This is a genomic window from Alphaproteobacteria bacterium (assembly GCA_020638555.1).
Classification (GTDB): Bacteria; Pseudomonadota; Alphaproteobacteria; order Bin95; family Bin95; genus JACKII01.
Map to the genome: position 1 here is coordinate 836,192 of JACKII010000002.1, position 25,830 is coordinate 862,021.

General features: G+C 68.9%; 24 protein-coding genes. 19 read left to right on the forward strand and 5 right to left on the reverse strand.

Features of this window, described 5'->3' with window-relative positions; all coding sequences use genetic code 11:
• Position 1: 1 nt before the first annotated feature.
• Genes H6844_09770 through pdhA form a run of 3 tightly spaced genes read right to left on the reverse strand, consistent with a single transcriptional unit; the run spans position 2 to position 3,318 of the window.
• Positions 2 to 1,261, reverse strand: coding sequence for a 2-oxo acid dehydrogenase subunit E2 (locus tag H6844_09770; protein ID MCB9929686.1), 1,260 nt, complete (start codon positions 1,259 to 1,261; stop codon positions 2 to 4).
• Positions 1,258 to 2,241, reverse strand: coding sequence for an alpha-ketoacid dehydrogenase subunit beta (locus H6844_09775; protein MCB9929687.1), 984 nt, complete (start codon positions 2,239 to 2,241; stop codon positions 1,258 to 1,260). The genes H6844_09770 and H6844_09775 overlap by 4 nt, the downstream gene beginning before the upstream one ends.
• A 3-nt stretch (positions 2,242 to 2,244) precedes the next feature.
• Positions 2,245 to 3,318 carry a pyruvate dehydrogenase (acetyl-transferring) E1 component subunit alpha gene (gene pdhA, locus H6844_09780; protein MCB9929688.1) on the reverse strand — a complete coding sequence of 358 codons (1,074 nt, stop codon included), beginning with the start codon at positions 3,316 to 3,318 and terminating at the stop codon, positions 2,245 to 2,247.
• A 179-nt stretch (positions 3,319 to 3,497) separates the two neighbouring features.
• On the opposite strand from pdhA, the gene H6844_09785 reads away from it, so the two are divergent.
• Genes H6844_09785 through hypE form a run of 11 tightly spaced genes read left to right on the forward strand, consistent with a single transcriptional unit; the run spans position 3,498 to position 13,518 of the window.
• Positions 3,498 to 4,643: a 4Fe-4S dicluster domain-containing protein gene (locus H6844_09785; protein MCB9929689.1), complete on the forward strand. Its 1,146-nt coding sequence runs from the start codon at positions 3,498 to 3,500 to the stop codon at positions 4,641 to 4,643.
• Between the two features lie 4 nt (positions 4,644 to 4,647).
• The gene (locus H6844_09790) at positions 4,648 to 5,121 is read left to right on the forward strand and encodes a cyclic nucleotide-binding domain-containing protein (GenBank protein MCB9929690.1); all 474 of its coding nucleotides are present in this window, start codon (positions 4,648 to 4,650) and stop codon (positions 5,119 to 5,121) included.
• Entirely contained in the window at positions 5,118 to 5,966 is an 849-nt protein-coding gene (locus H6844_09795; protein ID MCB9929691.1) for an FAD/NAD(P)-binding protein, read from the forward strand. The genes H6844_09790 and H6844_09795 overlap by 4 nt, the downstream gene beginning before the upstream one ends.
• Before the next feature lie 4 nt (positions 5,967 to 5,970).
• Positions 5,971 to 6,780: an oxidoreductase gene (locus tag H6844_09800; GenBank protein ID MCB9929692.1), complete on the forward strand. Its 810-nt coding sequence runs from the start codon at positions 5,971 to 5,973 to the stop codon at positions 6,778 to 6,780.
• Entirely contained in the window at positions 6,777 to 8,090 is a 1,314-nt protein-coding gene (locus tag H6844_09805) for a nickel-dependent hydrogenase large subunit (protein MCB9929693.1), read from the forward strand. Before H6844_09800 ends, H6844_09805 begins: the two co-directional genes overlap by 4 nt.
• Positions 8,087 to 8,557, forward strand: a complete 471-nt coding sequence (locus H6844_09810) for a hydrogenase maturation protease (GenBank protein ID MCB9929694.1) — start codon at positions 8,087 to 8,089, stop codon at positions 8,555 to 8,557. The genes H6844_09805 and H6844_09810 overlap by 4 nt, the downstream gene beginning before the upstream one ends.
• Entirely contained in the window at positions 8,539 to 8,802 is a 264-nt protein-coding gene (locus H6844_09815) for a hydrogenase maturation nickel metallochaperone HypA (GenBank protein ID MCB9929695.1), read from the forward strand. Before H6844_09810 ends, H6844_09815 begins: the two co-directional genes overlap by 19 nt.
• Entirely contained in the window at positions 8,803 to 11,127 is a 2,325-nt protein-coding gene (gene hypF / locus H6844_09820; GenBank protein ID MCB9929696.1) for a carbamoyltransferase HypF, read from the forward strand. It begins immediately after the preceding gene.
• Between the two features lie 3 nt (positions 11,128 to 11,130).
• Positions 11,131 to 11,361, forward strand: coding sequence for a HypC/HybG/HupF family hydrogenase formation chaperone (locus H6844_09825; GenBank protein MCB9929697.1), 231 nt, complete (start codon positions 11,131 to 11,133; stop codon positions 11,359 to 11,361).
• A 16-nt stretch (positions 11,362 to 11,377) separates the two neighbouring features.
• Entirely contained in the window at positions 11,378 to 12,478 is a 1,101-nt protein-coding gene (hypD, locus tag H6844_09830) for a hydrogenase formation protein HypD (GenBank protein MCB9929698.1), read from the forward strand.
• Entirely contained in the window at positions 12,475 to 13,518 is a 1,044-nt protein-coding gene (hypE, locus tag H6844_09835) for a hydrogenase expression/formation protein HypE (protein ID MCB9929699.1), read from the forward strand. Before hypD ends, hypE begins: the two co-directional genes overlap by 4 nt.
• Before the next feature lie 18 nt (positions 13,519 to 13,536).
• Here hypE and H6844_09840 read toward each other — a convergent pair whose 3' ends face one another.
• Entirely contained in the window at positions 13,537 to 14,757 is a 1,221-nt protein-coding gene (locus H6844_09840) for an MFS transporter (protein MCB9929700.1), read from the reverse strand.
• Positions 14,758 to 15,116: 359 nt separating this feature from the next.
• On the opposite strand from H6844_09840, the gene H6844_09845 reads away from it, so the two are divergent.
• The 4 genes from H6844_09845 (at position 15,117) to ugpC (ending at position 19,483) form a co-directional block, all read left to right on the forward strand.
• Entirely contained in the window at positions 15,117 to 16,463 is a 1,347-nt protein-coding gene (locus tag H6844_09845) for an extracellular solute-binding protein (GenBank protein MCB9929701.1), read from the forward strand.
• A 73-nt stretch (positions 16,464 to 16,536) separates the two neighbouring features.
• Complete coding sequence (locus H6844_09850) at positions 16,537 to 17,457, forward strand: sugar ABC transporter permease (protein MCB9929702.1); 921 nt, start codon at positions 16,537 to 16,539, stop codon at positions 17,455 to 17,457.
• Entirely contained in the window at positions 17,457 to 18,368 is a 912-nt protein-coding gene (locus H6844_09855) for a carbohydrate ABC transporter permease (GenBank protein ID MCB9929703.1), read from the forward strand. Before H6844_09850 ends, H6844_09855 begins: the two co-directional genes overlap by 1 nt.
• A gap of 5 nt (positions 18,369 to 18,373) precedes the next feature.
• Positions 18,374 to 19,483, forward strand: coding sequence for a sn-glycerol-3-phosphate ABC transporter ATP-binding protein UgpC (gene ugpC / locus H6844_09860; protein ID MCB9929704.1), 1,110 nt, complete (start codon positions 18,374 to 18,376; stop codon positions 19,481 to 19,483).
• Between the two features lie 368 nt (positions 19,484 to 19,851).
• Here the strand turns inward: ugpC and H6844_09865 are convergent, their stop codons facing one another.
• Positions 19,852 to 21,183, reverse strand: coding sequence for a (Fe-S)-binding protein (locus H6844_09865; protein MCB9929705.1), 1,332 nt, complete (start codon positions 21,181 to 21,183; stop codon positions 19,852 to 19,854).
• Positions 21,184 to 21,328: 145 nt separating this feature from the next.
• Between H6844_09865 and H6844_09870 the strand changes: the two genes are divergently transcribed.
• From H6844_09870 to H6844_09885, 4 genes are all read left to right on the forward strand, one after another.
• On the forward strand, positions 21,329 to 22,576 hold the full coding sequence (locus H6844_09870; protein ID MCB9929706.1) for a sodium:proton antiporter: 1,248 nt from the start codon (positions 21,329 to 21,331) through the stop codon (positions 22,574 to 22,576).
• A gap of 102 nt (positions 22,577 to 22,678) precedes the next feature.
• Entirely contained in the window at positions 22,679 to 24,325 is a 1,647-nt protein-coding gene (locus H6844_09875; protein ID MCB9929707.1) for a GMC family oxidoreductase N-terminal domain-containing protein, read from the forward strand.
• Between the two features lie 166 nt (positions 24,326 to 24,491).
• Complete coding sequence (locus tag H6844_09880; protein MCB9929708.1) at positions 24,492 to 25,340, forward strand: hypothetical protein; 849 nt, start codon at positions 24,492 to 24,494, stop codon at positions 25,338 to 25,340.
• A gap of 75 nt (positions 25,341 to 25,415) precedes the next feature.
• Positions 25,416 to 25,829, forward strand: coding sequence for a transcriptional repressor (locus H6844_09885; GenBank protein MCB9929709.1), 414 nt, complete (start codon positions 25,416 to 25,418; stop codon positions 25,827 to 25,829).
• Position 25,830 lies beyond the last annotated feature (1 nt).

Consider the following 25,830-nt stretch of genomic DNA (forward strand, 5'->3'; position numbering starts at 1 on the left):
CTCAGTCCGTTTGTTCCAGATGGGTTTTGATCGCAGAGAGAAAGCGGGCGGCCTCGCCGCCGTTGACGGCGCGGTGGTCGAAGGTGAGCGACAGCGGCAGCCGGCCGTCGCGGAGGCGTCCCGCCCCCAGGATCGCCACCTGCGGCGGCACGATCACCAGTTCCGCGAACAGGCCGCCGATGGCGCCGAAATTCGAGAGGGTGATGGTGGCGCCCCTCAGGTCCGCCGGCGAAAGCGAGCGGCGCTGCGCGCCCTCGACCAGCCGCCGCAACTCGCCGCGCAAGTCGTGCGGGTCGGGAAAGTCGGCGGTGCGCAGCACCGGCACGATCAGCCCGTCCGCCGTATCGACGGCAATGCCGATGGCAGCATCCGGGTTCAGCCGCCGCGCCTCCCGCTCGCCGTCATAGGCGGCGTTGAGCGCCGGTTCGCGGTCCAGGGCCCTGACCATGGCCTGCACCAGCACCAGCGTCACCGGCACGTCGTCGGGCCAGTGGCCGACATCGGCCTCCTCGGTCACGGTCGCGCGCGGGATGGAGAGCGCCGCGGTCATGCTGCGAGCCATGGCCTTGCGCACGCCCCGCAGCGACTGCCATTCCGGGCCGAGCGGCTTCGGTCGCGTCCGGCCGGAGGCCGCAGCCTGCACGTCGGCGCGCAGGATGGCCCCGTGCGGCCCGGTGCCCTCGATCCGGTCGAGATCGACCTTCAATTCCTCGGCCAGGGCGCGGACCGCCGGCGCGGCACGAGCCGCGCCGCTCTTAGGAGTATCGGCGGCACGAGCCGCGCCGCTCTTAGGAGTATCGGCGGCACGAGCCGCGCCGCTCTTGGGAGTATCGGCGGCACGAGCCGCGCCGCTCTTGGGAGTATCGGCGGCACGAGCCGCGCCGCTCTTTGCGGACTCGCTGGCAGGGGCAGGGGCGGGGTGTTTGGTGGCGGGCTGCGGTTTGGCGGCGGGCGGTGTCGCCCGGGCCTCCGTGTCCTCGCCGTCCGCTTCCAACTGGCCGACCACCGCCCCGGCGTCGGCGCGTTCGCCCTCGGCATAGTCGGCGAGCGGCGCGCCGACCCGCAGCGTCTCGCCCGGCTCGCCATAGGTCTTGGCGATGGTGCCGGACCAGGGTGCCGGCACTTCCACCACGGCCTTGTCGGTCTCGACCGAGACCAGGGGCTGGTCGGCGGTGACATGGTCGCCGGCGGCGACATGCCAGTGGACGATTTCGGCCTCTTCCAGGCCTTCGCCCAGGTCGGGCAGGGTGAATGTCTTCATGCGTAGCCCATCACCTCGCGCGCCGCGTCGACAATGCGCGCCACCGAGGGCAGATAGTGGTGTTCCAGTTTCGGCAGCGGGATCACCGTGTCATAGCCGGTCACGCGCCGCACCGGCGCCAGCAGCGACAGCAGGCCGTGCTCGGCAATGCGCGCGGCGACCTCACCGCCATAGCCGCCGGTCAGCGCCGCCTCGTGCACGATGACGACCCGGCCGGTTTTCTCGATCGAGGCGAGAAGCGTGTCCTGGTCCAGTGGCTTCAGTGTGGCAAGGTCGATGACCTCCGCCGAAACGCCGTCCTCCTCCGCCAGCCGGTCGGCGGCGGCCAGGGTCTCCTTCATCATGGCGCCCCAGGAAATCAGCGTCAGGTCGCTGCCTTCGCGCTCGACGAACGCCTTGTCGAGGGGCAGGGCTTCGCCGTCGTCGCCGACTTCCTCCTTGCCGGCGCGGTAGAGCCGCTTCGGCTCCAGGAACACCACCGGGTCCGGGTCGCGGATCGCCGCCAGCAACAGGCCATAGGCCTTGGCCGGCGACGACGGGATGACGACGCGGATGCCCGGCACATGTGCCAGCATCGCCTCGACGCTTTCGGAATGGTGCTCGGGCGCATGGATGCCGCCGCCAAAGGGCGCGCGCAGCACCATCGGGCAGGAGAGGCGGCCGCGGGTGCGGGTGCGCAGGCGCCCGGCATGGTTCACGATCTGGTCGATGGCCGGGTAGACGAAGCCCATGAACTGGATTTCCGCCACCGGGCGCAGGTCCTGCGTCGCCGCACCGACCGCCACGCCGGCAATCACCGCCTCGGACAGCGGCGTGTCCAGCACCCGGCCGGAGCCGAAGCGCTGGATCAGCCCGTCCGTGGCGCGAAACACGCCGCCGTCGATGCCGATATCCTCGCCCAGCAGCACCACCCGTTCGTCCTCGTCCATCGCCCGCGACAGTGCCATGCGCACCGCTTCGACCAGGGTCAGCTCCGCCATGGCTCAGTTCTCCCCCGCGGCCAGAACGGCCGCCCGTTGGGCGGCGACATCGGCCGGCAGCGCGGCATAGGTGTGGTCGAAGATCGCTTCCGGCGGCTCGGGCGGCAGGGCCTCGAATGCGGCGACGGCGGCGTCGATCCGGGCGCGGCAGTCGGCCAGCAAGGCCTCTTCCTGTTGCTTGTCCCAGACCTTTTGCGCCGCCAGATAGGTGCGCAGGCGGGCGATGGGCTCTTCCTTCCAGTGACGGCGCACCTGGTCGTCCTCGCGATAGCGGCTGGCGTCGTCGGCGGTGGTGTGGTCGCCCAGGCGATAGGTGATCGCCTCGATCAGCGTCGGCCCGTCGCCGCGGCGGGCGCGGGCGAGTGCCACGTCCACCCGGTCGCGCACGGCGACGACGTCGTTGCCGTCCACCTGCTCGCCCGGAATGCCGGCGGCCAGCGCCTTCTGCGCCAGGGTTTCCGCCGCGGTCTGTTCCGCACGGGGCACGGAGATCGCCCACTGGTTGTTGTTGATGACGAACACCACCGGCAGTTTCCAGACGCCGGCAATGTTCATGGCCTCGTAGAAATCGCCCTTGGAGGTGGCGCCGTCGCCGGCCATCACCACCGCCACCCGGTCCTCGCCGCGGCGACGGAAGGCGAGGGCGACGCCGGCGGCGTGGGGGAAGTTGGTGCCGACCGGGATCGACACCGGCAGATCGTGCCGCGGCCCGGCATAGTCGCTGCCGCGCTCGCTGCCGCTCCAATAACAGAGGTGTTCGACCAGGGAAACGCCGCGCCACAACTGGGCGGCCTGATCGCGGAAGCCGGGCACCAGCACATCGTCGGCCCGCATGGCGCTGGCGGTGCCGACCCCCACCGCCTCCTGCCCCAGGGCCGAGGCATAGGTGCCGAGGCGGCCGGTCCGCTGCATCGCCACCGCCCGTTCGTCCACCACGCGGGTCAGCACCATCGCTTCGTACAGGGGAATCAACGCAGCGGCGTCGGCGGCAAGGGCCGGCAGATCGGGAGTTGCCGTGCCATCGGTATTCAAGTAACGGAAGTGGGAAATTTCCCCGCTGAACGTCGTCGTTCGCATTCGGTCCGACCTCCTTATGCCCCTAACTTGATATGGGCACTGATTTCGCCGCTTGAAAGCTAGCGTGGCATGTTCCGGCCAAGTTTGACATAGATCATGGGCGACGCGGCGTCCGCTTTGCTTTTCTCCTGGCATGGACAGCCAGCCTGGTTTCCGCCGAACGAGTTGAGTGTGCTTCCATGCATTCGCCCGATGAGCGCACGAAACGGCCTGCAAGCCTCCTCGACCGCGCCGGTCTGGACCGGCTGATCGCGGTGCTGCGTGGGGATGGCTATGCGGTGATCGGGCCGGTCGTGGACGGGGGCGCCGTCGCCTATCGGGAAATTTCCGGCATCGCCGATCTGCCGGCCGGCTGGGGCAGCCGCCAGGACGCCGGCCGCTACCGGCTGGAGCGGCGAGCGGACGATGCCCTGTTCGGCTATGTCTCCGCCGTCGAATCCTGGAAGCGCCATATGTTCCAGCCGAGCCGAACGCTCTGGCAGGCGGAGAAGACCGCCGACGGCTTCGCCATCCACGAGCCGGAGGCCGCGGCGCCGAAACTGGCCTTTCTCGGCGCCCGCGCCTGCGAACTGGCCGCCATCGACCTGCAGGACCGGGTGTTCGTCACCGGATCTCAGCCGGACCCGGATTACGCTGCCCGGCGCGCGGCAGCCTTCATCATTGCCGTGCATTGCACCGAGGCGGGCGAGACCTGTTTCTGCGCCTCCATGAATACCGGGCCGGCCGCCCGCGATGGGTTCGATCTGGCACTGACCGAATTGATCGACGCCGAACGGCACGAATTCCTCCTCGAAATCGGCAGCGAGCGGGGCGAGGCGGTGGCGGCGCGCCTGCCGCTGCTGCGGGCCAGGGAGGACGACCGCCGGGCGGCGACGGACGGCATTGCCGCGGCGGCCGCCGGCATGGGGCGCAAGCTGGAAACGCACGGCCTGAAAGACCTGATCCAGGCGAACCAGGACCATCCGCACTGGCAGGCGGTGGCCGAGCGCTGCCTCGCCTGCGCCAACTGCACCGCGGTCTGCCCCACCTGCTTCTGCCACACCACCGAGGACCGGGTGGCGTTGGACGGCGCAACGGCCGAGCGGCGGCAGCGCTGGGATTCCTGCTTCAGCCTGGATTTCTCGCACCTGCCGCACGGGCCGGTGCGCCAGAGCGTCGGCGCGCGCTATCGCCAGTGGATGAGTCACAAGCTCGCCCACTGGGTCGACCAGTTCGGCGATTTCGGCTGTGTCGGCTGCGGGCGCTGCATCGCCTGGTGCCCCGCCGGCATCGACATCACCGCCGAGGCCGCGGCCCTGCGCCGGGCGGTCGAGGAAGAAGGCTGAGCCCATGGACGTCAAATCGCTCGACCGGATCATCGCCGCCCATCGCTTCTTCCAGGGGCTTTCGCCTGCGGCCTGTGCGTTGATCGCCGGCTGTGGCCGCAATGTGCACTTTCGGCCCGGCCACCGCCTGTATCGTCAGGGCGACCCGGCCGATACCTTCTATGTGATCCGCCACGGCAAGGTGGCGCTGGAAATGCCGGGCGCGGGACCTGCGACCGTGTTCCAGACCGTCGGGCCCGGCGACATTCTCAACGCCTCCTGGCTGGTGCCGCCCTATCGCTGCACCTCCGATGCCCGCGCCATGGAGACCACCCGCGCCATCGCCTTCAATGCGGTCTGTCTGCGCGACAAGTGCGACCAGGATCACGACCTCGGCTACGAATTGATGAAGCGCTTCGTGCCGGTGGTGATCGAACGCCTGAGCCATTCCCGCCTGCAAGCCATGGACCTCTACGCCGCGGGGGGCATCCACGAATGAGGCCGGCTGTCCGCACATCCGACGCCTATGTGCCGGCGCTCTGGCGGGTGGCAGCGCGCGAGCAGGAGACCGCGGATACCGTCACCTTCGCCCTGACGCCGCCGCCCGATGCGCCACCGCTGCCGTTCCGGCCGGGGCAGTTCAACATGCTCTATGCCTTCGGCGTGGGCGAGGTGCCCATCAGCATCAGCGGCGACCCCGCCCGGACCGACCGGGGCATGGTGCACACGCTCCGCGCGGTCGGAAGCGTCACCCGGCCGCTCGCCCGCCTGAGCGAGGGGCAGACGGTCGGGTTGCGAGGGCCGTTCGGCAGCCACTGGCCGCTGGAGGCGGCGGCGGGCGGCGACCTCGTCCTGGTCGCCGGCGGGCTCGGCTTGGCGCCGCTGCGCCCGGCGATCTGGGCGGCGCTGGCAGCGCGGGAGCGCTTCCGCAACCTCGTCATCGTCTATGGCACCCGCAATCCGGCGAACCTGATCTTCCGCCGCGACCTGCGGGAATGGCGCAGTCGGCTCGATACGGAATGCGAGGTGACGGTGGACCACGCCGCGCCCGACTGGCACGGCCATGTCGGCACCATTCTGCAACGCCTCCAGCACGCCGAGTTCGAGCCCGCGGCCACGACCGCCTTTGTCTGCGGGCCGGAAATCATGATGCGGCACACCGCCCACGCCCTGATCGACCGCGGTGTGCCGGCGGCGCGCCTGTATCTCTCCATGGAACGCAACATGAAGTGCGCGCTCGGCCGCTGCGGCCATTGCCAGTTCGGCCCGCACTTTGTCTGCAAGGACGGCCCGGTCTTTGCCTATGACCGCATCCGCCCCTTGCTCGGCGTGGCGGAGGTGTAGGGTCATGGCCGAGCCCGCTTCCGCACCAAAGCCCCGGCTGGCGGTCTGGAAATTCGCCTCGTGCGACGGCTGCCAGCTCTCGATCCTCGATCTGGAGGACGAATTGCTGGCGCTTGCCGGGCGGGTCGAGATCGCCTTTTTCCTCGAAGCCTCCAGCCGCACGGTCGACGGCCCCTATGATCTCTCCCTGGTCGAGGGCTCGATCACCACGGCCCACGACGCCCGGCGCATCCAGCAGGTGCGCGCCCAGTCCAAGGCCCTGGTCACCATCGGCGCCTGCGCGACGGCAGGCGGCATCCAGGCGCTGCGCAACTTCGCCGACGTGGAGGAATTCACGCGCGCGGTCTATGCCCGCCCGGACTATATCGAGACGCTGGCGACCTCCACTCCCATCGCCGACCATGTGGCGGTGGATTTCGAACTGCGCGGCTGCCCGGTGAACAAGCACCAGCTTCTGGAACTCGTCGCCGCGGTTCTGTTCGGCAAACAGCCGGCCTTTTCCGGCGACAGCGTCTGCACCGAATGCAAGCGGCGCGGCACTGTCTGTGTCGCCGTTGCCAACGGCACGCCCTGCCTCGGGCCGGTGACGCAGGCGGGCTGCGGCGCCATCTGCCCGGCCTATGACCGCGGCTGCTATGGCTGTTTCGGCCCCAGCGACGGCGCGGCCATGCCGGCCTTCTCGCGCATGCTGGCGGCCCACGGCCTGGAGCCGCCGCAGATCACGCGCTATCTGCGCACCTTCAACGCCAACGCCCCGGCCTTTCGCGCCGAAAGCGAACGCCTTGCGCCGGGCGAGGGGGAGGGCAGCGCATGACCCGCCGCACCATCAAGGTCGACTATCTGGCGCGGGTCGAAGGCGAGGGGGCGCTGCACGCCCGCATCGCCGATGGCGCGGTCGAGCATGTCGAGCTCAACATTTTCGAGCCGCCCCGCTACTTCGAGGCGCTGCTGCGCGGCCGCGACTTCCGCGAGGCGCCCGACATCACCGCCCGCATCTGCGGCATCTGCCCCGTCGCCTATCAGATGAGCGCCGTTCATGCCATGGAGGCCGCCTGCGGCGTGAGCCTGCCGCCGTCGCTGCGTGCCCTGCGCCGGCTGCTCTATTGCGGCGAGTGGATTCAGAGCCACGTTCTGCACGCCTTCATGCTGCACGCGCCCGACTTTCTCGGCTGCGACAGCGTCGTCGAGATGGCCCGGACCAACGCGCCGCTGGTGCAGCAGGCGCTGCGCATGAAGAAGGCGGGCAACGCCATCATCGCCGCCGTCGGCGGGCGCGAGGTCCATCCGATCAATGTCAAGGTCGGCGGCTTCTACCGCGCGCCCCGCCGCGAGGAGATCGCCGGCCTGCGGGACGAAGTGGCCTGGGGCCGCGACGCCACGGCCGAGGCGCTGGCCTGGGCCGCCACGCTGCCCTATCCCGACTTCGAGCGTGACTACCAGTTCGTCGCGCTGCGCGCGGCGGACGAATACCCGATGAATGCCGGCCGGATTGTCTCCTCCCGCGGTCTCGACATCGACACCCTGGCCTATGAACAGACCTTTGCCGAGAGCCACGAGCCGCAGTCGACCGCCCTGCATTCGCGCCTGATCGCCGACGGCAGCGCCTATCTGGTCGGCCCGCTCGCCCGCTATGCCCTGAACTTCGACCGGCTGCCGCCGGCGGTGCAGGCCGCGGCCCGCGCGGCCGGCCTCGGTCCCGTCTGCCGCAATCCCTATCGCAGCCTGCTGGTCCGTCTTGTCGAGGTGCTGTTCGCCTTCGGCGAGGCCCTGCACCTGATCGAGGCCTATGAACCGCCGCCCCAGCCCTCGGTCGCGGTCGAGCCGCGCGAGGGCAGCGGTTGCTGGGCGACCGAGGCGCCGCGCGGCCTGCTCTACCACCGCTATGCCATCGGCGCGGACGGTTTGATCCGCGAGGCCAAGATCGTGCCGCCGACCTCGCAGAACCAGCCCAGCATCGAGGACGACCTGCGCGGCGTGCTGGCCGCCAACCTGGCGCTCGACGACGACGCGTTGCGGCACCGGTGCGAGGTGACGATCCGAAATTACGACCCGTGCATTTCCTGTGCGACGCACTTCCTGACCCTGACGCTGGATCGCGACACCGGGGCGGAGGCACCGCCATGAGCGTGCTGGTGATCGGCATCGGCAACCCCGACCGCGGCGACGATGGCGCCGGACCGCTCGTGGTCTCGCGTCTCGGCAAGGCCGGGGTGCCGGGGCTCGCGCTCCGGTCCAGCGGCGGCGACCCGGCCGATTTGCTGGCCGCCTGGGAGGGAAAGGCGGCGGTGGTGCTGGTCGACGCTTGCGCGAGCGGGTCGGAACCCGGTACGATTCACCGGTTCGATGCGGTGGACCGGCCCTTGCCCGAAACCTTCGGCGCCGTTTCCACCCACGGTTTCGGACTGGGCGCGGCGGTGGAACTGGCCCGTGCCATGGACGCCCTGCCGCCGGCACTCCGGGTCTATGGCATCGAGGCTGCCGGGTTCGCGCCCGGTGCGCCGCTGTCGCCGGCGGTCGAGGCCGCCGCAGAGGCCGTTGCCGACGAAATCGCACGCCTATTCGGGAGCGGACCATGCACGAAGCCGGCCTGATGCGCGACCTGATGCGCAAAATCCTGGACCTCGCCGCCGCCAACCGGGCCCGGCGCGTCAGCGGCGTGACGGTCTGGCTCGGCGCGCTGTCGCACATGTCGCCCGGCCATTTTCAGGAGCATTTCGACCAGGCCGCCGCCGGCACCCTGGCGGAGGGCGCGCGCCTGACCTGCCAGACCTCCGACGACATGGCCGACCCCAACGCCCAGTCCATCCTGCTGCGCAGCATCGAGACGGAGGACTGAATGAGCGGGTTTGCGGGCAGCACGGTCGCCACCGTCATCCGCCTGCGGCTGACGGTGTCCGGTGTGGTCCAGGGGGTGGGCTTTCGTCCCTTCGTCTACCGCCTGGCCGAGGCGCACGGGCTGGCCGGTCATGTCCTGAACGCCAGCGATGGCGTGCGGATCGAGGTGGAAGGGCCGCTGGACGCCGTCGAGACGTTTGCCGCCGCCATTCCCCGGCACGCGCCGGCGAACGCCCGCATTGACGCCATCCGCCGGCACATGATGGAGCCAGCCGGCCAAGCCGGGTTCTGTGTGCTGGGTTCCGAGGCCGCGGCAGAGCCCGCCCTGCGGGTGCCGCCGGACCTCGCCACATGCCCGGATTGTGTTGCGGAGGTGCTGGACCCGGCCAACCGCCGCTATCGCTATGCCTTGACCAACTGCACCGCCTGCGGCCCGCGGTTTTCGATCCTGGACGCCTTGCCCTATGACCGCCACCGCACGGCCATGCGCGGCTTCGGCCTCTGCGCCGACTGCCGGGCGGAATATGGCGAGCCGCTGGACCGGCGGTTTCACGCCGAACCGATTGCCTGTTCGGCCTGCGGCCCGCAACTGGCCCTCAGCGGCAGCGACGGCGTGGCCGTGGCGAGCGACGCCGCCGCCATCGCCATGGCCGCGGCCGAGATCGCGGCCGGTGGGGTGGTCGCGGTCAAGGGGCTGGGCGGCTATCATCTGGCGGTCGATGCCACCAGCGACGCCGCCGTCGCCCGACTGCGCCGCCGCAAGCGCCGCCCGACCAAGCCGCTGGCGGTCATGGTTCCCTCCCTGGCCGTCGCCCGCGCGCTTTGCCGCCTGGGCCCGGCGGAGGAAGCGGCGTTGCAGTCTCCGGCCGCGCCGATTGTCCTGGCGCCGAAGCGGCACGCGCAACTCAGCGATCAGGTGGCGCCGCAATGCGCCGAACTCGGCTTGATCCTGCCCTACACGCCCTTGCACCACTTGCTGATGCGGGCCCTGGCGCGGCCCCTGGTGGTGACGAGCGGCAATCGCAGCGGCGAGCCGATCCTCTATGACGACCGCGGCGCGCAACGCGGGCTGGCGTCGGTCACCGACCGGTTTCTGAGCCACACGCGGCCGATCCGCCGGCCGGTCGAGGACTCCGTGGTGCGCACGATCGGCGGCGCGCCGCAGGTGCTGCGCCTCGGCCGCGGCCTGGCGCCGGACGTGCTCGCCCTCTCGCCCGCGGCCGTGCCCGACGGACCGGCCATCCTGGCACTGGGTGGCTATCTCAAGACCGCGCCGGTGTTGCTGCGCGGTCACGAGGCGATACTCGGGCCGCATGTCGGCGACCAGGAGACCGCCGCGGCGGAGGAAAGCCTGGGCCGCGCGCTGGAAGACCTGCAAAGCCTGCACAACACCCGCGCCGCCGTGGTGGCCTGCGACCGGCACCCGGACTATCCGACCACCCATCTGGCGGAAGTCTTCGGTTTGCCGGTGGTCCGGGTGCAGCACCACGCCGCCCACATCGCCTCCGTCATCGCCGAACACGGCCTGACCGAGCCGGTGCTGGGCATTGCCTGGGACGGCACCGGCTATGGCCTCGACGGTACGGTCTGGGGCGGCGAGGCGCTTTGGATGACGCCGGACGGCTGGCACCGCGTCGCCCGCCTGCGGCCGTTCCCGCTGCCCGGCGGCGAACAGGCGGTGCGCGAGCCCCGCCGTGCGCTCTACGGCCTGTTGCACGCCGCCGGCCGCCTCGACCTGCTGCCCTCCGGCCTGTTCTCGGCCGAGGAGCAGCGCATGCTGGCCAAGCTGCTGGATGTCGGCGTGAACGCGCCCGCCACCTCCAGCATGGGCCGGTTGTTCGACGCGCTGGCCGCCCTGCTGGGACTGGGAGCGGTGAACCGGCACGAGGGCGAGGCCGCCGCCGCGCTGGAGCACGCGGCCCGCCGCATCCCGGACGATACGGTGCTCGCGCCCTATGCCATCGCCCTGGATGCCACCGCCTTGGATGTCACTGGCCCGCAAGGACTGCTGGAGCTGGACTGGCGGCCGATGCTTGGCGCGATTGTGCGCGATCTTCACCGCGGCCGCTCGGTCGCGGGCGTCGCCCGGTCGATCCACGAGGCCCTGGCGAGCGCCGTCGTCGCCATCGCCCGCGCCCGGAACGCCCCGGCGGTTGCGCTATCGGGCGGGTGCTTTCAGAACCGGCTGCTGCTGGACCGCTGCATGACCTTGCTCGCGGCCGATGGGCGCCGCGCCTACGTCAATCGCCGCGTGCCGCCCGGCGATGGCGGCCTGGCGCTCGGCCAGGCATTCGTGGCGCGCCAGCGGCTGGCGGCGGGAGGTTGAACCATGTGTCTCGCCGTACCCGGACATCTGGTGGAAACCCGCGGCTACGACCTGGAGCGCATCGGCCTGGCCGATTTCGGCGGCGTCCGGCGCGAGGTCAGCCTGGCCTTCGTGCCGGAAGCGGTCGTCGGCGATTACGTGCTGGTGCATGTCGGCGTCGCCATCGCCCGGCTCGACGAGGCCGAAGCGGCCCGCACCTTCGCGGAACTGGCGGCCGCCGGGGTGGTCGAATGAGCGAGGCAGGGCGCCCATGAAATACGTGGACGAATTCCGTGAGCCGGATCTGGTGCGCCGCCTCGCCGCTGCCATCGCGGCCACGGTCACCCGGCCCTGGACGGTGATGGAGGTGTGCGGCGGCCAGACCCACGCCATCCTGCGTTTCGGCCTCGACCAGTTGCTGCCGGACAACCTCACCCTGCTGCACGGCCCCGGCTGCCCGGTCTGCGTCACGCCCGCCGCCATGATCGACAAGGCGGTGGAAATCGCGGCCCGGCCCGAGGTCGTGTTCTGCACCTTTGCCGACATGCTGCCGGTCCCGGCCGGCAAGGGCTGCCTGGCCGACGCCAAATCGCGCGGCGCCGATGTGCGCCCGGTCTACTCGCCGCTGGAGGCGGTGCGCATCGCCGCCGCCGAGCCGGAGCGGGAGGTGGTGTTCTTCGCCGTCGGCTTCGAGACCACCGCGCCGGCCAACGCCCTGGCGGTGCGGCAGGCGGAGACGCAGGGGCTCGGCAATTTCTCGCTGCTGGTGGCCCAGGTGCTGGTGCCGCCCGCGCTCGAAAGCCTGCTTTCGGCGCCGGGGACCGGCATTCACGCCTTTCTGGCCGCGGGCCATGTCTGCACCGTCATGGGCACGGCGGACTACGCGCCCATCGCCCGCCGGCACGGCGTGCCCATCGTCGCCACCGGCTTCGAGCCGGTCGACATTCTGAGCGGCGTTCTGAGTGCGGTGCGGCAGCTGGAGGCCGGAGAGGCGCGGGTGGAGAATGTCTATGCCCGCGCCGTCGCGCCCGCCGGCAACCCGGCGGCGCGCGCGCTGGTGCAGGCGGTGTTCCGGCCGGTCGATCGCGACTGGCGCGGTCTGGGCACCATCCCCGCCAGCGGCCTCGATCTGCGGCCCGAACTGCGCCGGTTCGATGCCTGCGCCCGGTTCGGCGCCCTGGCCAAGGCGCCGGCCGGCGATCCGCGCTGCATTGCCGGCCGCGTGTTGCAGGGCCAGGCCCGGCCCGACCAGTGCCCGGCCTTCGGCGGCGCGTGCACGCCGGATCGCCCGCTGGGCGTGCCGATGGTGTCGGCCGAGGGCGCCTGCGCCGCCTACTATCTCTACCGCCATCAGGAGACCGCGACCGCATGACGGCCGAACCCGCCGCTTCGAACTGGCCCGCGCCCGCGGGCATTGGCGACCGGATCCAGATGGGCCATGGCGGCGGCGGCCGCATGATGCAGGACCTGATCCACCAGGTGATCGAGCCCGCCTTCCGCAACCGCCTGCTGGAGCAGCGCCACGACGGCGCCATCTTTCCGGCGGGGGACGGGGAGTGGGCCTTCACCACCGACGGCTATGTGGTCCAGCCCCTGTTCTTTCCCGGCGGTGACATCGGCAAGCTGGCGGTCAACGGCGCGATCAACGACCTGGCCATGTGCGGCGCCGCGCCGGGCCGGATCGCGATTTCCCTGATCCTGGAGGAAGGCTTCCCCATCGCCGACCTGCGCCGCATTGTCGGCTCCATGGCGGAGGCCGCGGCGGCCATGGGGGCGGAGATCGTGACCGGCGACACCAAGGTGGTCGAGCGGGGCAAGGGCGACGGCGTGTTCGTCACCGCCAGCGCCGTCGGCTCGGTGCGGGTGCCGGCGCAGCCCTTGCCGAGCGCGGTTCGCCCCGGCGACGTCGTGCTCATTTCGGGCGATATCGGCCGGCACGGGATCGCGGTCATGGCGGCGCGCGCCGACCTGACCTTCGACCCGCCGCTCTTCAGCGATTGCGCGCCGCTCTGGCCGGCGGTCGCGGCGCTGATCGAGGCCGACATCCCGCTGCATTGCCTGCGCGATCTCACCCGCGGCGGCCTCGCTGCCGGCCTGGTGGAGGTGGCAGAGACCGCGTTGCTGGGCGTCGAGGTCGAGACCGCGGCCATTCCCGTGACCGAGCCCGTGCGCAATGCCTGCGAACTGTTCGGGCTGGAGCCCATGCACGTCGCCAACGAGGGCTGCTTCCTCGCCTTCGTCCCGCCGGATGACGCGGCGGCGGCCATCGCCGTGCTGCGCGCCTTCGGCGACGCCCGGCTGATCGGCCGCGTTTGCGAGGAGCAGTCCGGCGCGGTCACGCTCGTCAACCCCTACGGCACCCGCCGCCGCCTGCGCCTGCCGAACGGCGAGCAGTTGCCGCGGATCTGCTGACGCTTGCAGCCGCCCGGCTCAGCCGGGGGAGCCGGCCTCTGCGGCGTTCGCCGCCGTGCCCGAGAGGCGCAGATAGACACAGGGCGGGATCGCCAGCACCGCCACGCCCGCCATGGCGAGCATGGCGGTCTCGATGCCGAACCGGTCGCCAATCAGGCCGAAGCCCAGCGGCCCCGCCACCGACGAGAAGCTGGACGAGGCATAGATCAGCGCGAACCCGCGCGACACCCGGCTCGGATGCACGAAGTCGTTGACCATGCTGTAGGTGATGGAGGTCGACCCTTGCAGCACCACGCCCAGCAGCGGCAGCAGCAGATAGGCGAACCCGCCGGGCACCAGCACCGCCGCGACGATGGCCAGCCCGGTCAGGGCCTGGACCAGGGCAAAGGCGGTGCGGGGGCCGATCCGGTCGGCCAGGAAGCCGCAAAACGCCTTGCCGGCCATGCCGCCGATCAGGATGGCGGTGGCGGCGAAGGTGGCGATGTAGAGCGGCTGGCCTTTCGCCAGCATCAGGAAGGCGGTGAAGGTCAGGGCGCTGGCCTGCACCATGCTGTCCAGGAACACCACCGCCAGCAACGCCGAGAATCCCTGCCGGTCGAGAATGCCCCAGCCCTTGGCCGCCCCGTTTTCGGGCGCCGCCTTCGCCTTCTGCGCCGTGCGCCGAAACAGGGCGCTGGCGCTGCCTCGCGGCCACAGCAGCAGCACCAGCACGCCGGCCGCAATCGCCGCCACCGCGCCGAAACCGACGGTCGGCACCGACCAGGCGAGACCGGCGCCGATGGCCAGGCTGAAGCTGGTGGTGAACAGCAGCTTGCCGGCGTCGCCCGAAGAATTGTAGAGCCCCAGCGCGCCGCGCCGGCCGGCGTCCGGATAGGCGCGGCTGACCAGGGCGGACGAGGGCGCATGCTGGAACGCGGTGCCGATGCCGACCAGCACCAGGCAGGCCAGCACCACCGCCGCGCTGCCGGCGAACCAGAACAGCAGGTAACCCAGCGCCGATACGGCGAGGCCGAACACCAACAGGATGCGGTCGCCGAACCGCTCCGCCGCAACGCCGGAAACGATCTCCAGCAGGCCCTGAGCCAGGCTTTTCAAGCCCTTGAAAAGGCCGACCTCGCCCAGATTGAGGCCCAGGCTCTGCGCCAGCACCGGCAACAGCACATAGATGGCCGCACTCAACCCGTCCTGCACCGCATGTGCCAGGCAGCACATCGACAAGATCAGGCGGCGTTGGGGCATGGGACTGTTGCAGCTCCCGGCTGGTGGCGGCGAATGGAAAAGCATAGGCCGGTGGGCCGGTTCGGAACAGGTGTTTGCACACGGTATTTACCCATTGCGGCGGAGCCTGAGTGGCGGCACGGCCGGTGCCGCAAGACGCCGGCCGGCCGGAAACCCCAGGAAATGCGCGGTGTTTGGGACTCGCGGCCGGGTCTGCTCGGGACGCCACGGGCTTGGGCGCGCGGCTTGTTCCGGGATGCGAACCCGGGCGCGAAACGTCTGGACAAGGTTCGTCTTCCGGACGTAGCGTTATCAAATGCTTCGAATGGCCGTCAGGTCATCGGGCAAGAAAGCATGGTCTTATAATTGGAGGTAACGCCATGAAGTCCCAATCAAACAAGCCCTCACGCCGTCAATTTCTGGGAACGACGGCGGCGGTGTCGGCCGCGGCGCTTGCGGCGCCTTATGTGAAGCGCGCATACGCCGCCGGTTCGCTCTCCGTCGGGCTCTGGGATCACTGGGTGCCTGGTGCCAATGACGCCACCCGCTCGCTGATTGCGGAGTGGTCGAAAAAGGAAAACGTCGAGGTCAAGCTCGACTACATCACCTCCCAGGGCGGCAAGATCCGCCTGACCTGGGCGGCGGAATCCCAGGCGCAATCCGGCCATGACGTCATGGCGTTCTCCAGTTGGTACCCCGCGCAATACGCCAACAGCCTGCACGGCGTGAACGATCTGGTCGAGGACCTGATCAAGGAAAACGGCCAGGTCAACGGCACGGTCGAATATCTGGGCAAGGTCGGCGGCAAGTGGCTGGGCGTTCCGGCAACGGTCGGCAGCCAGATGAAAGGCCCGTGCTCCCGCATCGACCTGCTGAAGAAATACGGCGGCATCGACATCCAGAAAATCTACCCGGCGGGCGCGGAGCCGCAGGACAAGGACTGGAATCTCGACGTTTTCATGAAACTGGCCGAAGCCTGCCATGCGGGCGGCAATCCCATCGGCATCGGCCTGGGCGTCACCTCCGACAGCGTCGATTCCGTCGGCGCGTTCTTCCATGCCTTCGGTGCGAAACTGGTCGACGAGAAGGGCGACATCACCGTCAACACGCCGGAAGTGCGGGCCGCGCTCGAATACATGGTCAAGCTCGGGCCGCTGCTGGCGCCGGATGCGCCGGCCTGGGACGATTCCTCCAACAACAAGTGGCTCGTCTCCGGCAACGGTTCGATGATCATGAACCCGCCCAGCGCCTGGGCCGTCGCCAAGCGCGATGCGCCGGAAATCGCCGAGCAGTTGTGGACCCACGGCTTCCCGTCCGGTCCGAAGGGCCGTTTCGGGCCGTTCCTGCCCTTCTTCTGGGGCATCTGGGAATTCAGCGAGCAGAAGGAAGCGGCCAAGAGCCTGCTGCGGTATCTGTCGTCGAAGGAAGCGGCCTATCGCATGGTCGATGCCAGTGGCGGCTATGACATCCCGGCCTTCGCGAACTTCACCAGCTTCGATATCTGGGGCAAGGTGGAGCCGCCGAAGGGGACGCTGTTCCACTATCCGGACCCGTACCACCACCAGACCCTGTCGATTGCGGCCGCCCCGGCGCCGCACGCGATCGCCGCGCAGATCTTCGCGCAAGGCACCATGCCCAAGATGGTCGTCCGCTTGATGCAGGGCGAGGACATCGAACGCACCATCAAATGGGCCGAGAGCGAGTGCGAAGGGTATATGCGCACCTAGTCTCTCGCCGTCCCGATCAGCGCCCGCTGCCGAAAATGGCGGCGGGCGCCTCCCGCCAGATGCGAAGCAGGCGATGACCGATACTCTCTCCGCTTCGGAACCGATGGTCCCCCGCGCCGGTATCCGCACGATGCTGCGGCGCAAGTCGACGATTGCGTTCCTGATGACCCTGCCGCTGATCGTCTTGATCTGCGTGTTGGTCGTGTACCCCGCTGGCTATGCCATGCACCTCGCAATGCTGAACAAGGGCATGACGAAATTCGTCGGTCTCGGGAATTTCGAGTTCCTGTTCGGCCGTGAAACCTTTTGGATGGTGGTGAAGCAATCCTGCATTTTCGCCATTTCCGCGGTGATCTTTAAGGCGATCATCGGGTTCATCGTCGCCCACTTCGTGCACAACATCCCGTCCAAGGGGCAGCGCAAGTGGCGCGGCATGCTTTTGGTGCCGTGGGTCATCCCGCCGGCGATGAGTACGCTGGCCTGGCTTTGGCTGTTCGATCCGTCCTACAGCGCGTTCAACTGGATCATCGCCCATTTCGGCGGCGACCCGATTCCCTGGACGGGCGACGCCTACTGGGCGCGGTTCTCGGTCATCCTGGTGAACATCTGGATCGGTTCGCCCTTCTTCATGATCATGTATCTGGCGGCCCTGAAGAGCGTGCCCGACCAGCTTTACGAGGCGGCCCTGATCGACGGCGCGACCTGGTGGCAACGCATCTGGTTCATCACGCTGCCGATGATGCGCAACATCATCGCGATCACCGTGCTGTTCTCGCTGATCGTGACCTTCGCCAATTTCGACATTGTCCGCATTCTCACCGCGGGCGGGCCGCTCGATCAAACCCATGTGTTTGCGACCTGGGCCTTCCTGGTCGGCATCGAGAGCGGCGACATTCCGCTGGGTGCCAGCGTTTCCCTGTTCATGATGCCGTTCCTCGCCATCGCCGCGGTGATCATCCTGCGCGACGTGGTCAAGCGGGGGAGTGAGGTCTGATGACGACTGCGACGACCCCCGCCACGGGCGGCCCCAGCCGCCCCCAATACGGAAGTATGAGCCGCAGCCGCCGCTGGGCGTTGCGCTGGTCGTATTTCTTCCTGGTGCTGTTCGCCATCTTCTTTCTGATGCCGCCGATCTACATGTTCATCACGTCGCTGAAGACCAGCGCGGAGATTTCGGCGATCACCAATCCCTGGTGGGTGTACGAGCCGACGCTCGAAAACTATATCGAGCTGTTATCGACCAACACCTATCTGGTCTTCTTCCGGAACTCGGCCATCGTCTCGATCTTCGTGGTAAGCATCACCATGCTGATCGCGGTCCCGTCGGCCTTTGCGCTCTCGCGCATGAAGTTCTGGGGCTCCGGCGCGCTCGCCACCGGCGTGTTCCTCACCTATCTGGTGCCGGAGACGCTGCTGTTCATTCCGCTGTTCAAGATCTTCGCGGAATTCAAGAACCTGACCGGGATCGAGCTCATCAACAACTGGTGGGTGCTGCTGATCCTGTATCCGACCCTGACGGTGCCGTTCTGCACCTGGATCATGATCGGCTATTTCGCCTCCATTCCCAAGGAGTTGGACGAGGCGGCGCTGATCGACGGCGCGACCTGGATGCAGACGCTGACCAAGATCTTCATTCCGGTGGCGCTGCCGGGCATCATCGCGGCGACGATCTTCGCCTTCACGGTCTCGTGGGCGCAGTTCCTCTATCCATTGGCGTTTACCACCTCCACCGATCAATTGGTCTTACCGGTGGGCATCGTCACCACGCTCATCAAGGGCGACGTGTTCAACTGGGGCCAGATCATGACCGGTGCGCTGCTGGGCGCCGCGCCGCCGCTGATCATCTATGCCTTCCTCATGGACTATTACATTGCCGGCCTGACTTCCGGCGCGACGAAAGGATAAGCCCCGTGTCCGAAGTCTCCCTGCACAAGGTCGTCAAGAAGTACGACGACGTTCTGGCCGTGCGCGGCATCGACCTCACCATTGCCGACCAGGAATTCGTGGTCCTGGTCGGCCCCTCCGGCTGCGGCAAGTCGACGACGCTGCGCATGATCGCCGGGCTGGAGGAAATCACCGACGGCGCCATCAAGATCGACGACCATGTGGTCAATGACGTGCCGCCCAAGGACCGGGACATCGCCATGGTGTTCCAGAACTACGCGCTCTACCCGCATATGACGGTGGCCGAAAACATGTCCTTCGGCCTGCGCCTGAAGCGCTTTCCGAAGGAGGAGATCCGCGCCCGCGTCGACGAGGCGGCGCGCATTCTCAACATCGAGGACCTGCTGGAGCGGAAGCCGCGGCAGTTGTCCGGCGGCCAGCGCCAGCGCGTCGCCATGGGCCGGGCCATCGTGCGACACCCGAAAGTGTTCCTGTTCGACGAGCCGCTGTCGAACCTGGACGCCAAGCTGCGCGTGCAGATGCGGACCGAGATCAAGCGTGTGCACCAGAAGGTGCCCGTCACCACCGTCTATGTGACCCACGACCAGGTGGAGGCGATGACGCTCGCCGACCGGGTCGTGGTCATGAACAACGGCAATATCGAGCAGGTGGGCGCGCCCAACGACCTGTATCACACGCCGGCCACACGCTTTGTCGCGGGCTTCATCGGCTCCCCGGCCATGAATTTCGTGCCTTGCGGGCTGGAGCAGGCCGGCAGCGGCCTCGTGGTGCGCCTGAACGGCGAGATTGCGCTGCCGGTGCCGGAAAGCCGGGCCGCGGCCTACCGCGATTATGCGGGCCGGACGCTGGAATTCGGCATCCGCCCCGAGCACCTGACCGAGGTTCGCCCCGCCCGCGAGGGCGAGCTGGCGGCGCCGATGACCGCGACCCTCGACGTGGTCGAACCGATGGGCATGGAGACCCTGGTCTATTTCCAGGTCAACGGCACGGAGGTCTGCGCCCGCATGGACCCGAGCGCCAATCCGCAGGCCGGCCAGGCGACCCAGTTGTCGGCCAACATGGCCCACATGCACCTGATCGACCCGCAGTCGAACAAGGTGCTGGGCAACGGCTAGCGGATTCTTTTCCCGCTGGCTCACCGCCCCGTTTTTTCCCTGTCGCCGCGGAGGCGGGGATCCATGCCTGAGAGACAAATACAGAGCCCGTGTTCTGTGAGACGCTCTCAGGCATGGGCTCCCGCTTGCGCGGGAGAGGGGGCGGGAGAGCGGCTCAACCGGTACCGAAAACGCTCCAATCGCCCGGCCCCGGACACACGGGCTGCCCCGGACACACTGTGCCCCGGACTTGGTCCGGGGCCGCCTTCGCTCTCGCCGGGGCCTCCTTCGCTCTCGAAGGCGGGGTTTGGGGTCTCTCCCGGCAGGAGGTCCCGGGTCAGGCCCGGGAAAGTGCGCGCGGTGGGGGGTGGTGAGCCTGACCGGCCGCCTCACTCGGCGGCGTGCCGGCTCCGGTCGGCCGGCAGGGCCTGATCGCCTAGCATGTCGGCCAGGATGACGCTTCGCACCTCCTCCGGATCAAGGCCGTGCGCGCGGATCTGATCCGCTGAGGCCGTCAGGATGGCGTCGGCGTCCTGCATCGCCTTCAACGCCTTGAACCGGTCCGGAGCGGCCAGCCCCATGCTCTCGCCCACCAGTTCCATGTAATTGGCGACCGCAAACGGCCAGTGGGCCTCGTGTCCGGCGAATTCGCGGTGGTCGGAATGATAGAGGCCCACGAGCGTGTCGACGCCCGCCGCCTCCGCATCGCGCAGCGCCGCCGCCAGCCGGTCGCGATGATAGCGGCCGAGCGGCGCCAGCGCCGACGAGGTGTAGCCGATGCTGCGTGTTCCGATCTCCACCAGTTCCAGCCCCGGCACCGCGCCCAGCAGCGCCCGCACGGCCTGGTTCACGCCCAGTTCGCCGGCATATTCGTAGAGTGCGACGCGGCGCGGCACCGGCCGGGTCATCATCGGCCGCAACGCCTCCAGCCGGGCGGCGAGCCAGACCGGGAACATGGTCATGTCGAACGCCTTGCCGGTGACCTCGCGATAGCTGGGAATCATGGTCTCGCCGAACTGCACCTGGCAGGTCGGGCACCAGGACAGCACCTGGCTGGTCTTGGCCGCCGCCATCCGGTCCAGCGTGGTGAAGGCCTGCCGGCCGGCATTGGCGGTGTCGCCGGGGCGGGTCTGGAGGATGCCGCAACAGGCGCCGGGGCCGCCCTGCACCTCGTAGGTGATGCCCAGCCGCTCCAGCACATCCAGGCAGAGCAGGCCGATATGCGGCGTCTTCAGCAGGTTGCAGCCGGTGTAGAACACCACGTCCGGCGCCTCGTCCCGCTCCGGGTGCGAGCGCGGGCTGAGGCGCGCCAGCAGGTCCGGCGGCAGCGACAGGCGCGAGAGCACGCGCACGCCGCGGCTCATCTTCTGGAACGCGGCCTTGCCGGCGGCCCGCCTGTCCTCCGCCGCAGCCTGTCGGGTGAGGGTGCGCCGGGCCATGGTCAGCATGAAGCGCGGGTTGATGCCCTCCGGGCAGACGGTCAGGCAGTGGCCCGACCCGCAGCACACTCTGGCCCAGGCTTCCGATGGCGCCGGCCCGCCGCCGGCTTGCAAGATCGCGCGCACCCCTGCCGTCAGGGCCTCCGGCGCGCCCGCGTCGATCCCGGCCACGTCCAGGGTGGGGCAAGCGGTCGCGCAGGCGCCGCAGGCGGTGCAAGCGTCGGCGATGGCCTCGACCCGCCGGTCCAGGGTTTCCAGGAAGGCGGCGCTGCGGTCGGTCATCGGGACTCCTCCGTGTCTGGCGATGGCACACCGCGCCGGCCATCGGCGCGGGCCTCACCCAAACGGCGGCGCCTATGCTAAGACAGCAGCGGATCGAATGCCATCGGCCGCAACGGTTTCGGCATTCGGGCAGGGAAGGACAGGCATGAGCATTTTCACCATCGGCTCGATCCTGGTCGGGCTTTCGGCCCTGTTCGGCTATCTGAACCATCGGCATCTGCACCTGCCGCACACCATCGGCCTGGTGGTGATCGCGCTGGTTGCCTCGCTCGCCGTGATCGGCGTCGATATCGTCTCGCCGTCCGTCAATATCGCCGGCGAGATGGTCGGCATGATGAAGCAGATCGACTTCAACGAGACGCTGATGCACGGCATGCTGAGTTTCCTGCTGTTCGCCGGAGCCTTGCACGCCGACCTTTCCGCCTTTCGCAGCCGCCGCTGGACCATTGCCATTTTGGCGGTGGTCGGCACGCTGATCTCCACCTTTGTCGTCGGCTATTGCATGTGGCTCCTGGTGGGCTTGTCCGGCTTTGACCTGCCTTTCATCTGGGCGCTGGTGTTCGGCGCGCTGATCAGCCCGACCGACCCGGTCGCAGTGCTGGGCCTGTTCAAGACCGTGAAAGTGTCGGACGTGCTCCATGCCAAGATGGCGGGCGAATCCCTGTTCAACGACGGCGTCGGCGTCGTCGTCTTCACCGTCATCCTGGGGATCGCCACCGGTGCCGGCGGTGCGGAAGGCCAGAGCGCCGGTCAGATCGCCCTGTTGTTCGTCAGCGAGGCGTTGGGCGGCGCGGTGCTGGGCCTGGCTGCCGGCTATCTCGGCTATCGTTCGCTCTATCGCATCGACGAGGCCAGTCTTGAAGTCCTCATCACGCTGGCGCTGGTGATGGTGACGTTCTCGGTGGCGCTGGCGCTGGAGATGAGCGGGCCGATCGCCATGGTCGTGGCCGGCCTGTTCATCGGCAACAAGGGCCTGGCCTATGCCATGAGCGAGCGCACCCGCACCTATGTGCTGACCTTCTGGACCCTGGTCGACGAAATCCTGAACTCTGTCCTGTTCCTGCTGATCGGCATGGAGGTGCTGGTGGTGAGCGAGGTGGCGGACTATCTGGACGCCGCGCTGATCGCCATCCCGGTCACCCTGTTCGGCCGGGCGGTCAGCGTCGGGCTGCCGATCCTGACCCTGTCGCGCTGGGTCGGGTTCGAGCGCGGCACCATTCCGGTGCTGATCTGGGGCGGGCTGCGCGGCGGCATCGCCGTGGCCCTGGCCCTGTCGCTGCCGGATGTGGAGTACAAGCCCGGCATTCTGGGTGTGACCTATGCGGTCGTGCTGTTTTCGATCATCGTGCAGGGGCTGACCGTCAAGCCGCTGGTGCGCTGGGTGATCCGCTGAGCGCCTCGCGGGCGATCGCACCGGCCCCCCTTGCCATCGGGGTGCGGTCCGGGCTTTGTTAGCAGCCTCCATCAGAACGCCAAACAACCGGAAACGCCGTCCATGCCCGCCCCTTCCTCCTATGATTACATCGTCGTCGGCGCCGGCTCGGCCGGAGCCGCGGTCGCCACCCGGCTGTCCGAGAGCGGCGAATACCGCGTGCTCTGCCTGGAAGCGGGCACGGAAGGGTCGGACTTTTTCTGGTCCAAGGTGCCCGTCGGCATCGCCAAGCTGATCGACAACCCGGCGGTCAACTGGTGCTATTCCTCCGAGCCGGACGAGGGCTCGGGCGGCCGCCGCATCGAGGTGCCGCGGGGCAAGATGCTGGGCGGCTCGTCCTCGATCAACGGCATGGTCTTCATCCGCGGCCAGGCGCAGGACTACGACCACTGGGCGCAGCTCGGCAATCGCGGCTGGAGCTGGGAGGACGTGCTGCCGGTGTTCAAGAAGATGGAGACCTACACCGGCGGCGACGACGAACTTCGCGGCCGGAACGGCCCGCTCCAGGTGCGCGACACGCCGCGCCACCAGGTGCCGCTGCTGGAGAAGCTGATCCAGTCGGCCGAGGCCATGGGCGTGCCCTTCAACCCGGACCTGAACGGCAAGACCCAGGAGGGCATCGGCATGTCCCAGGTCACCATTGCCAAGGGGCGGCGCCAGTCCACCGCCTATTGCTATCTGGACCCGGCGCGGGGCCGCGCGAACCTGACCATCGAGCAGGGCGCCATGGCCGAAAGCCTGGTCCTGGAGGGCAAGCGCTGCGTCGGCGTGCGTTATTCCGTGAAGGGCGAACCGCGCGAGGCCCGCGCAACGCGCGAGGTCGTGGTCTCCGGCGGGTCGATCAACTCGCCGAAGCTGCTGGAATTGTCCGGCATCGGCCAGACCGACCTGCTGCGCCAGTTCGGCATTGCCTGCGTGCACGAACTGCCGGGCGTCGGCGAGAATCTGCGCGACCACTACTCCCCCCGCGTCAAGTTCGAGATCAAGCAGAAGAACGCCACTTTCAACGACGGCGCCCGCGGCTGGCGCCTGGCGGTGGAGGCGATGAAATACGGGCTGTTCAAGGAAGGCTTCCTGTCCCGCACCTCGGTGCCGCTGCGCATGTATATCAAGACCCGAGAGGGGCTGGAGACGCCGGACGCCACCATCTCCATCCTGCCCTTCATCTATGAGATGATCGGGCGCGAGCGCCGGGTTTCGCCCAATTTCAAGGGCATCACCATGAATATCAACGTGCTGCGTTCGGAAAGCATCGGCTCGATCCACATCAAGTCCGCCAATCCGGCGGAGCAGCCGGCGATCCGCTTCAACTTCCTGTCCTCCCAGCACGACCGCGACGGCCTGCTGGCCGCCATGCGCAAGGGGCGCGAGCTGATGGCGACGCCGCCCGTCTCCGAATGGACCGGCCGGGAAATCGCGCCGGGTGCCGACAAGCAGACCGACGAGGAGTTGCTGGAATGGGTCCGCAACACGGCGGAAACGACTTACCACCCGGTCGGCACCTGCAAGATGGGCCCCGCCACCGACCCGCGCGCCGTGGTCGACGACCGGCTGCGGGTGCACGGCATCGAGGGGCTGCGCATCGCCGACGCCTCGATCATGCCGACGCTGACCAGCGGCAACACCAACGCCCCCAGCATCATGATCGGCGAGAAATGCGCCGCCATGGTACTGGCCGACGCGCAGGACAGCCGCCGCGCCGCCGCCTGAGCGGAGTTCGCGCCATCCGAGCTTTCCCGGCCGAGCCGGAGGCGAGAGCCGGGACCTCCGAGCGAATGGGCGGGAGGTCCCGGATCGCCGCGCTGCGTCGTCCGGGAAAGCTCGCTTTCGCGAACACCGACCTGCCATCACTCCCCGCAACGGCTGGATTTCCGCCATGACCGCTTCCGACCCCGTCCCTGCCATCACCGAGGCCGAAGCCACCGGCGACATCGCGGCGATCTATGCCGACATCCGCGCCACGCTGGGTGTGCCCGTGGTCAACCTGATCTGGCGCTATCTGGCGACCATGCCCGGCGCGCTCGCCTGGACCTGGGGCAGCCTGCGGCCGCTCTATGCCTCCGGCCAGGTGGCGAGTGCGGCGGCGCATTTGCAGGGGGCGCTCGACCTGCCGGACCTGCCGCCCTGGCCGGCCTCCGCGCTTGCCGCCGCCGGGCTGGACGCGGCGGCCTGCACCAGCATCCGCCAGATGCTCGCCACCTATGACCGCGGCAATTCCCTGAACCTGGTGGCGCTCTCCGCCTTCCGCGCCCACGCCCGCGGCGAGGCCGACCCGACGCCGCTGCCCGCCACCGCCCCCGGCACGGGGATCGAGGCCAGCCTGCCGCCGCTCATCCCCATCGGCGAGATGGCGCCGGCCCTGGCCGATCTGGTGCACCGGCTCAACGCCATCGGCGACCCGGAGCAGCGGGTGCTGGCCAGCCTGTACCGGCATCTGGCCCACTGGCCGCCCTTCCTCGCCCTGGCCTGGACGCGGCTCGCGCCGCTGGATGCCGCCGGCGCGGTCGGGCCAATGATCGCGCGCAATCGCGAGACCGCCCGGGGCATCGGCCGCCGGCTGGCCGCCGCCATCCCGGCGCGCGACGTGCACCTCGACCCCGCGGTCCGGGCGGAGGCCGAAGCGGCGGTCGATCTGTTCATCGGCTATGCCATCAGCCGCATGGTGCCGCTCGGCGCGATCCTCTCGCGCTCCATGCCGGATCAAGGCGGTAGCGTTAGATCTTAAGAGTAACCATCCGGCTCTCGCCAAAAGAGGCGTGCTTGGCTATAACGCCTCGAACCCGTGTGCGAGGACGTAGCGATGGCCGATCACTCAACCCTGGAGCAGCTCTGCGTCGAACGCGGGCTGAAAATGACGGACCAGCGCCGGATCATCGCCCGCGTCATCTCCGAGGCGAGCGACCATCCCGATGTCGAGACCGTCTATCGCCGGGCGACCGAGATCGACCCGCGCATCTCGATTGCGACCGTTTATCGTTCGCTGAAGCTGTTCGAGGATGCCAACGTCCTGATTCGCCACGATTTCGGCGAAGGCCGCGCCCGGTATGAGGAAAGCGGCGAGCATCACGAGCACCTGATCGACATCGAAACGGGCGAGGTCATCGAGTTCCACAACGACGAGATCGAGGCGATGAAGGAACGCATCGCCAAGGAACTCGGCTATGAGTTGATCGACCATCGCCTGGAACTGTACGGCCGCAAAATAAGGTCGTAGC

What these genes read in the sequence shown, in the direction of transcription:
- H6844_09795 (MCB9929691.1), top strand. Translation starts at nt 5,118, where the DNA reads ATGAGGCCGGCTGTCCGCACATCCGACGCCTATGTGCCGGCGCTCTGG.
- hypF (MCB9929696.1), top strand. Translation starts at nt 8,803, where the DNA reads ATGAGCGGGTTTGCGGGCAGCACGGTCGCCACCGTCATCCGCCTGCGG.
- H6844_09805 (MCB9929693.1), top strand. Translation starts at nt 6,777, where the DNA reads ATGACCCGCCGCACCATCAAGGTCGACTATCTGGCGCGGGTCGAAGGC.
- H6844_09875 (MCB9929707.1), top strand. Translation starts at nt 22,679, where the DNA reads ATGCCCGCCCCTTCCTCCTATGATTACATCGTCGTCGGCGCCGGCTCG.
- H6844_09800 (MCB9929692.1), top strand. Translation starts at nt 5,971, where the DNA reads ATGGCCGAGCCCGCTTCCGCACCAAAGCCCCGGCTGGCGGTCTGGAAA.
- H6844_09880 (MCB9929708.1), top strand. Translation starts at nt 24,492, where the DNA reads ATGACCGCTTCCGACCCCGTCCCTGCCATCACCGAGGCCGAAGCCACC.
- H6844_09865 (MCB9929705.1), bottom strand. Translation starts at nt 21,183, where the DNA reads ATGACCGACCGCAGCGCCGCCTTCCTGGAAACCCTGGACCGGCGGGTC.
- H6844_09825 (MCB9929697.1), top strand. Translation starts at nt 11,131, where the DNA reads ATGTGTCTCGCCGTACCCGGACATCTGGTGGAAACCCGCGGCTACGAC.
- H6844_09790 (MCB9929690.1), top strand. Translation starts at nt 4,648, where the DNA reads ATGGACGTCAAATCGCTCGACCGGATCATCGCCGCCCATCGCTTCTTC.
- H6844_09845 (MCB9929701.1), top strand. Translation starts at nt 15,117, where the DNA reads ATGAAGTCCCAATCAAACAAGCCCTCACGCCGTCAATTTCTGGGAACG.
- H6844_09885 (MCB9929709.1), top strand. Translation starts at nt 25,416, where the DNA reads ATGGCCGATCACTCAACCCTGGAGCAGCTCTGCGTCGAACGCGGGCTG.
- H6844_09775 (MCB9929687.1), bottom strand. Translation starts at nt 2,241, where the DNA reads ATGGCGGAGCTGACCCTGGTCGAAGCGGTGCGCATGGCACTGTCGCGG.
- H6844_09810 (MCB9929694.1), top strand. Translation starts at nt 8,087, where the DNA reads ATGAGCGTGCTGGTGATCGGCATCGGCAACCCCGACCGCGGCGACGAT.
- H6844_09840 (MCB9929700.1), bottom strand. Translation starts at nt 14,757, where the DNA reads ATGCCCCAACGCCGCCTGATCTTGTCGATGTGCTGCCTGGCACATGCG.
- H6844_09855 (MCB9929703.1), top strand. Translation starts at nt 17,457, where the DNA reads ATGACGACTGCGACGACCCCCGCCACGGGCGGCCCCAGCCGCCCCCAA.
- hypE (MCB9929699.1), top strand. Translation starts at nt 12,475, where the DNA reads ATGACGGCCGAACCCGCCGCTTCGAACTGGCCCGCGCCCGCGGGCATT.
- H6844_09850 (MCB9929702.1), top strand. Translation starts at nt 16,537, where the DNA reads ATGACCGATACTCTCTCCGCTTCGGAACCGATGGTCCCCCGCGCCGGT.
- pdhA (MCB9929688.1), bottom strand. Translation starts at nt 3,318, where the DNA reads ATGCGAACGACGACGTTCAGCGGGGAAATTTCCCACTTCCGTTACTTG.
- H6844_09770 (MCB9929686.1), bottom strand. Translation starts at nt 1,261, where the DNA reads ATGAAGACATTCACCCTGCCCGACCTGGGCGAAGGCCTGGAAGAGGCC.
- hypD (MCB9929698.1), top strand. Translation starts at nt 11,378, where the DNA reads ATGAAATACGTGGACGAATTCCGTGAGCCGGATCTGGTGCGCCGCCTC.
- H6844_09870 (MCB9929706.1), top strand. Translation starts at nt 21,329, where the DNA reads ATGAGCATTTTCACCATCGGCTCGATCCTGGTCGGGCTTTCGGCCCTG.
- H6844_09815 (MCB9929695.1), top strand. Translation starts at nt 8,539, where the DNA reads ATGCACGAAGCCGGCCTGATGCGCGACCTGATGCGCAAAATCCTGGAC.
- H6844_09785 (MCB9929689.1), top strand. Translation starts at nt 3,498, where the DNA reads ATGCATTCGCCCGATGAGCGCACGAAACGGCCTGCAAGCCTCCTCGAC.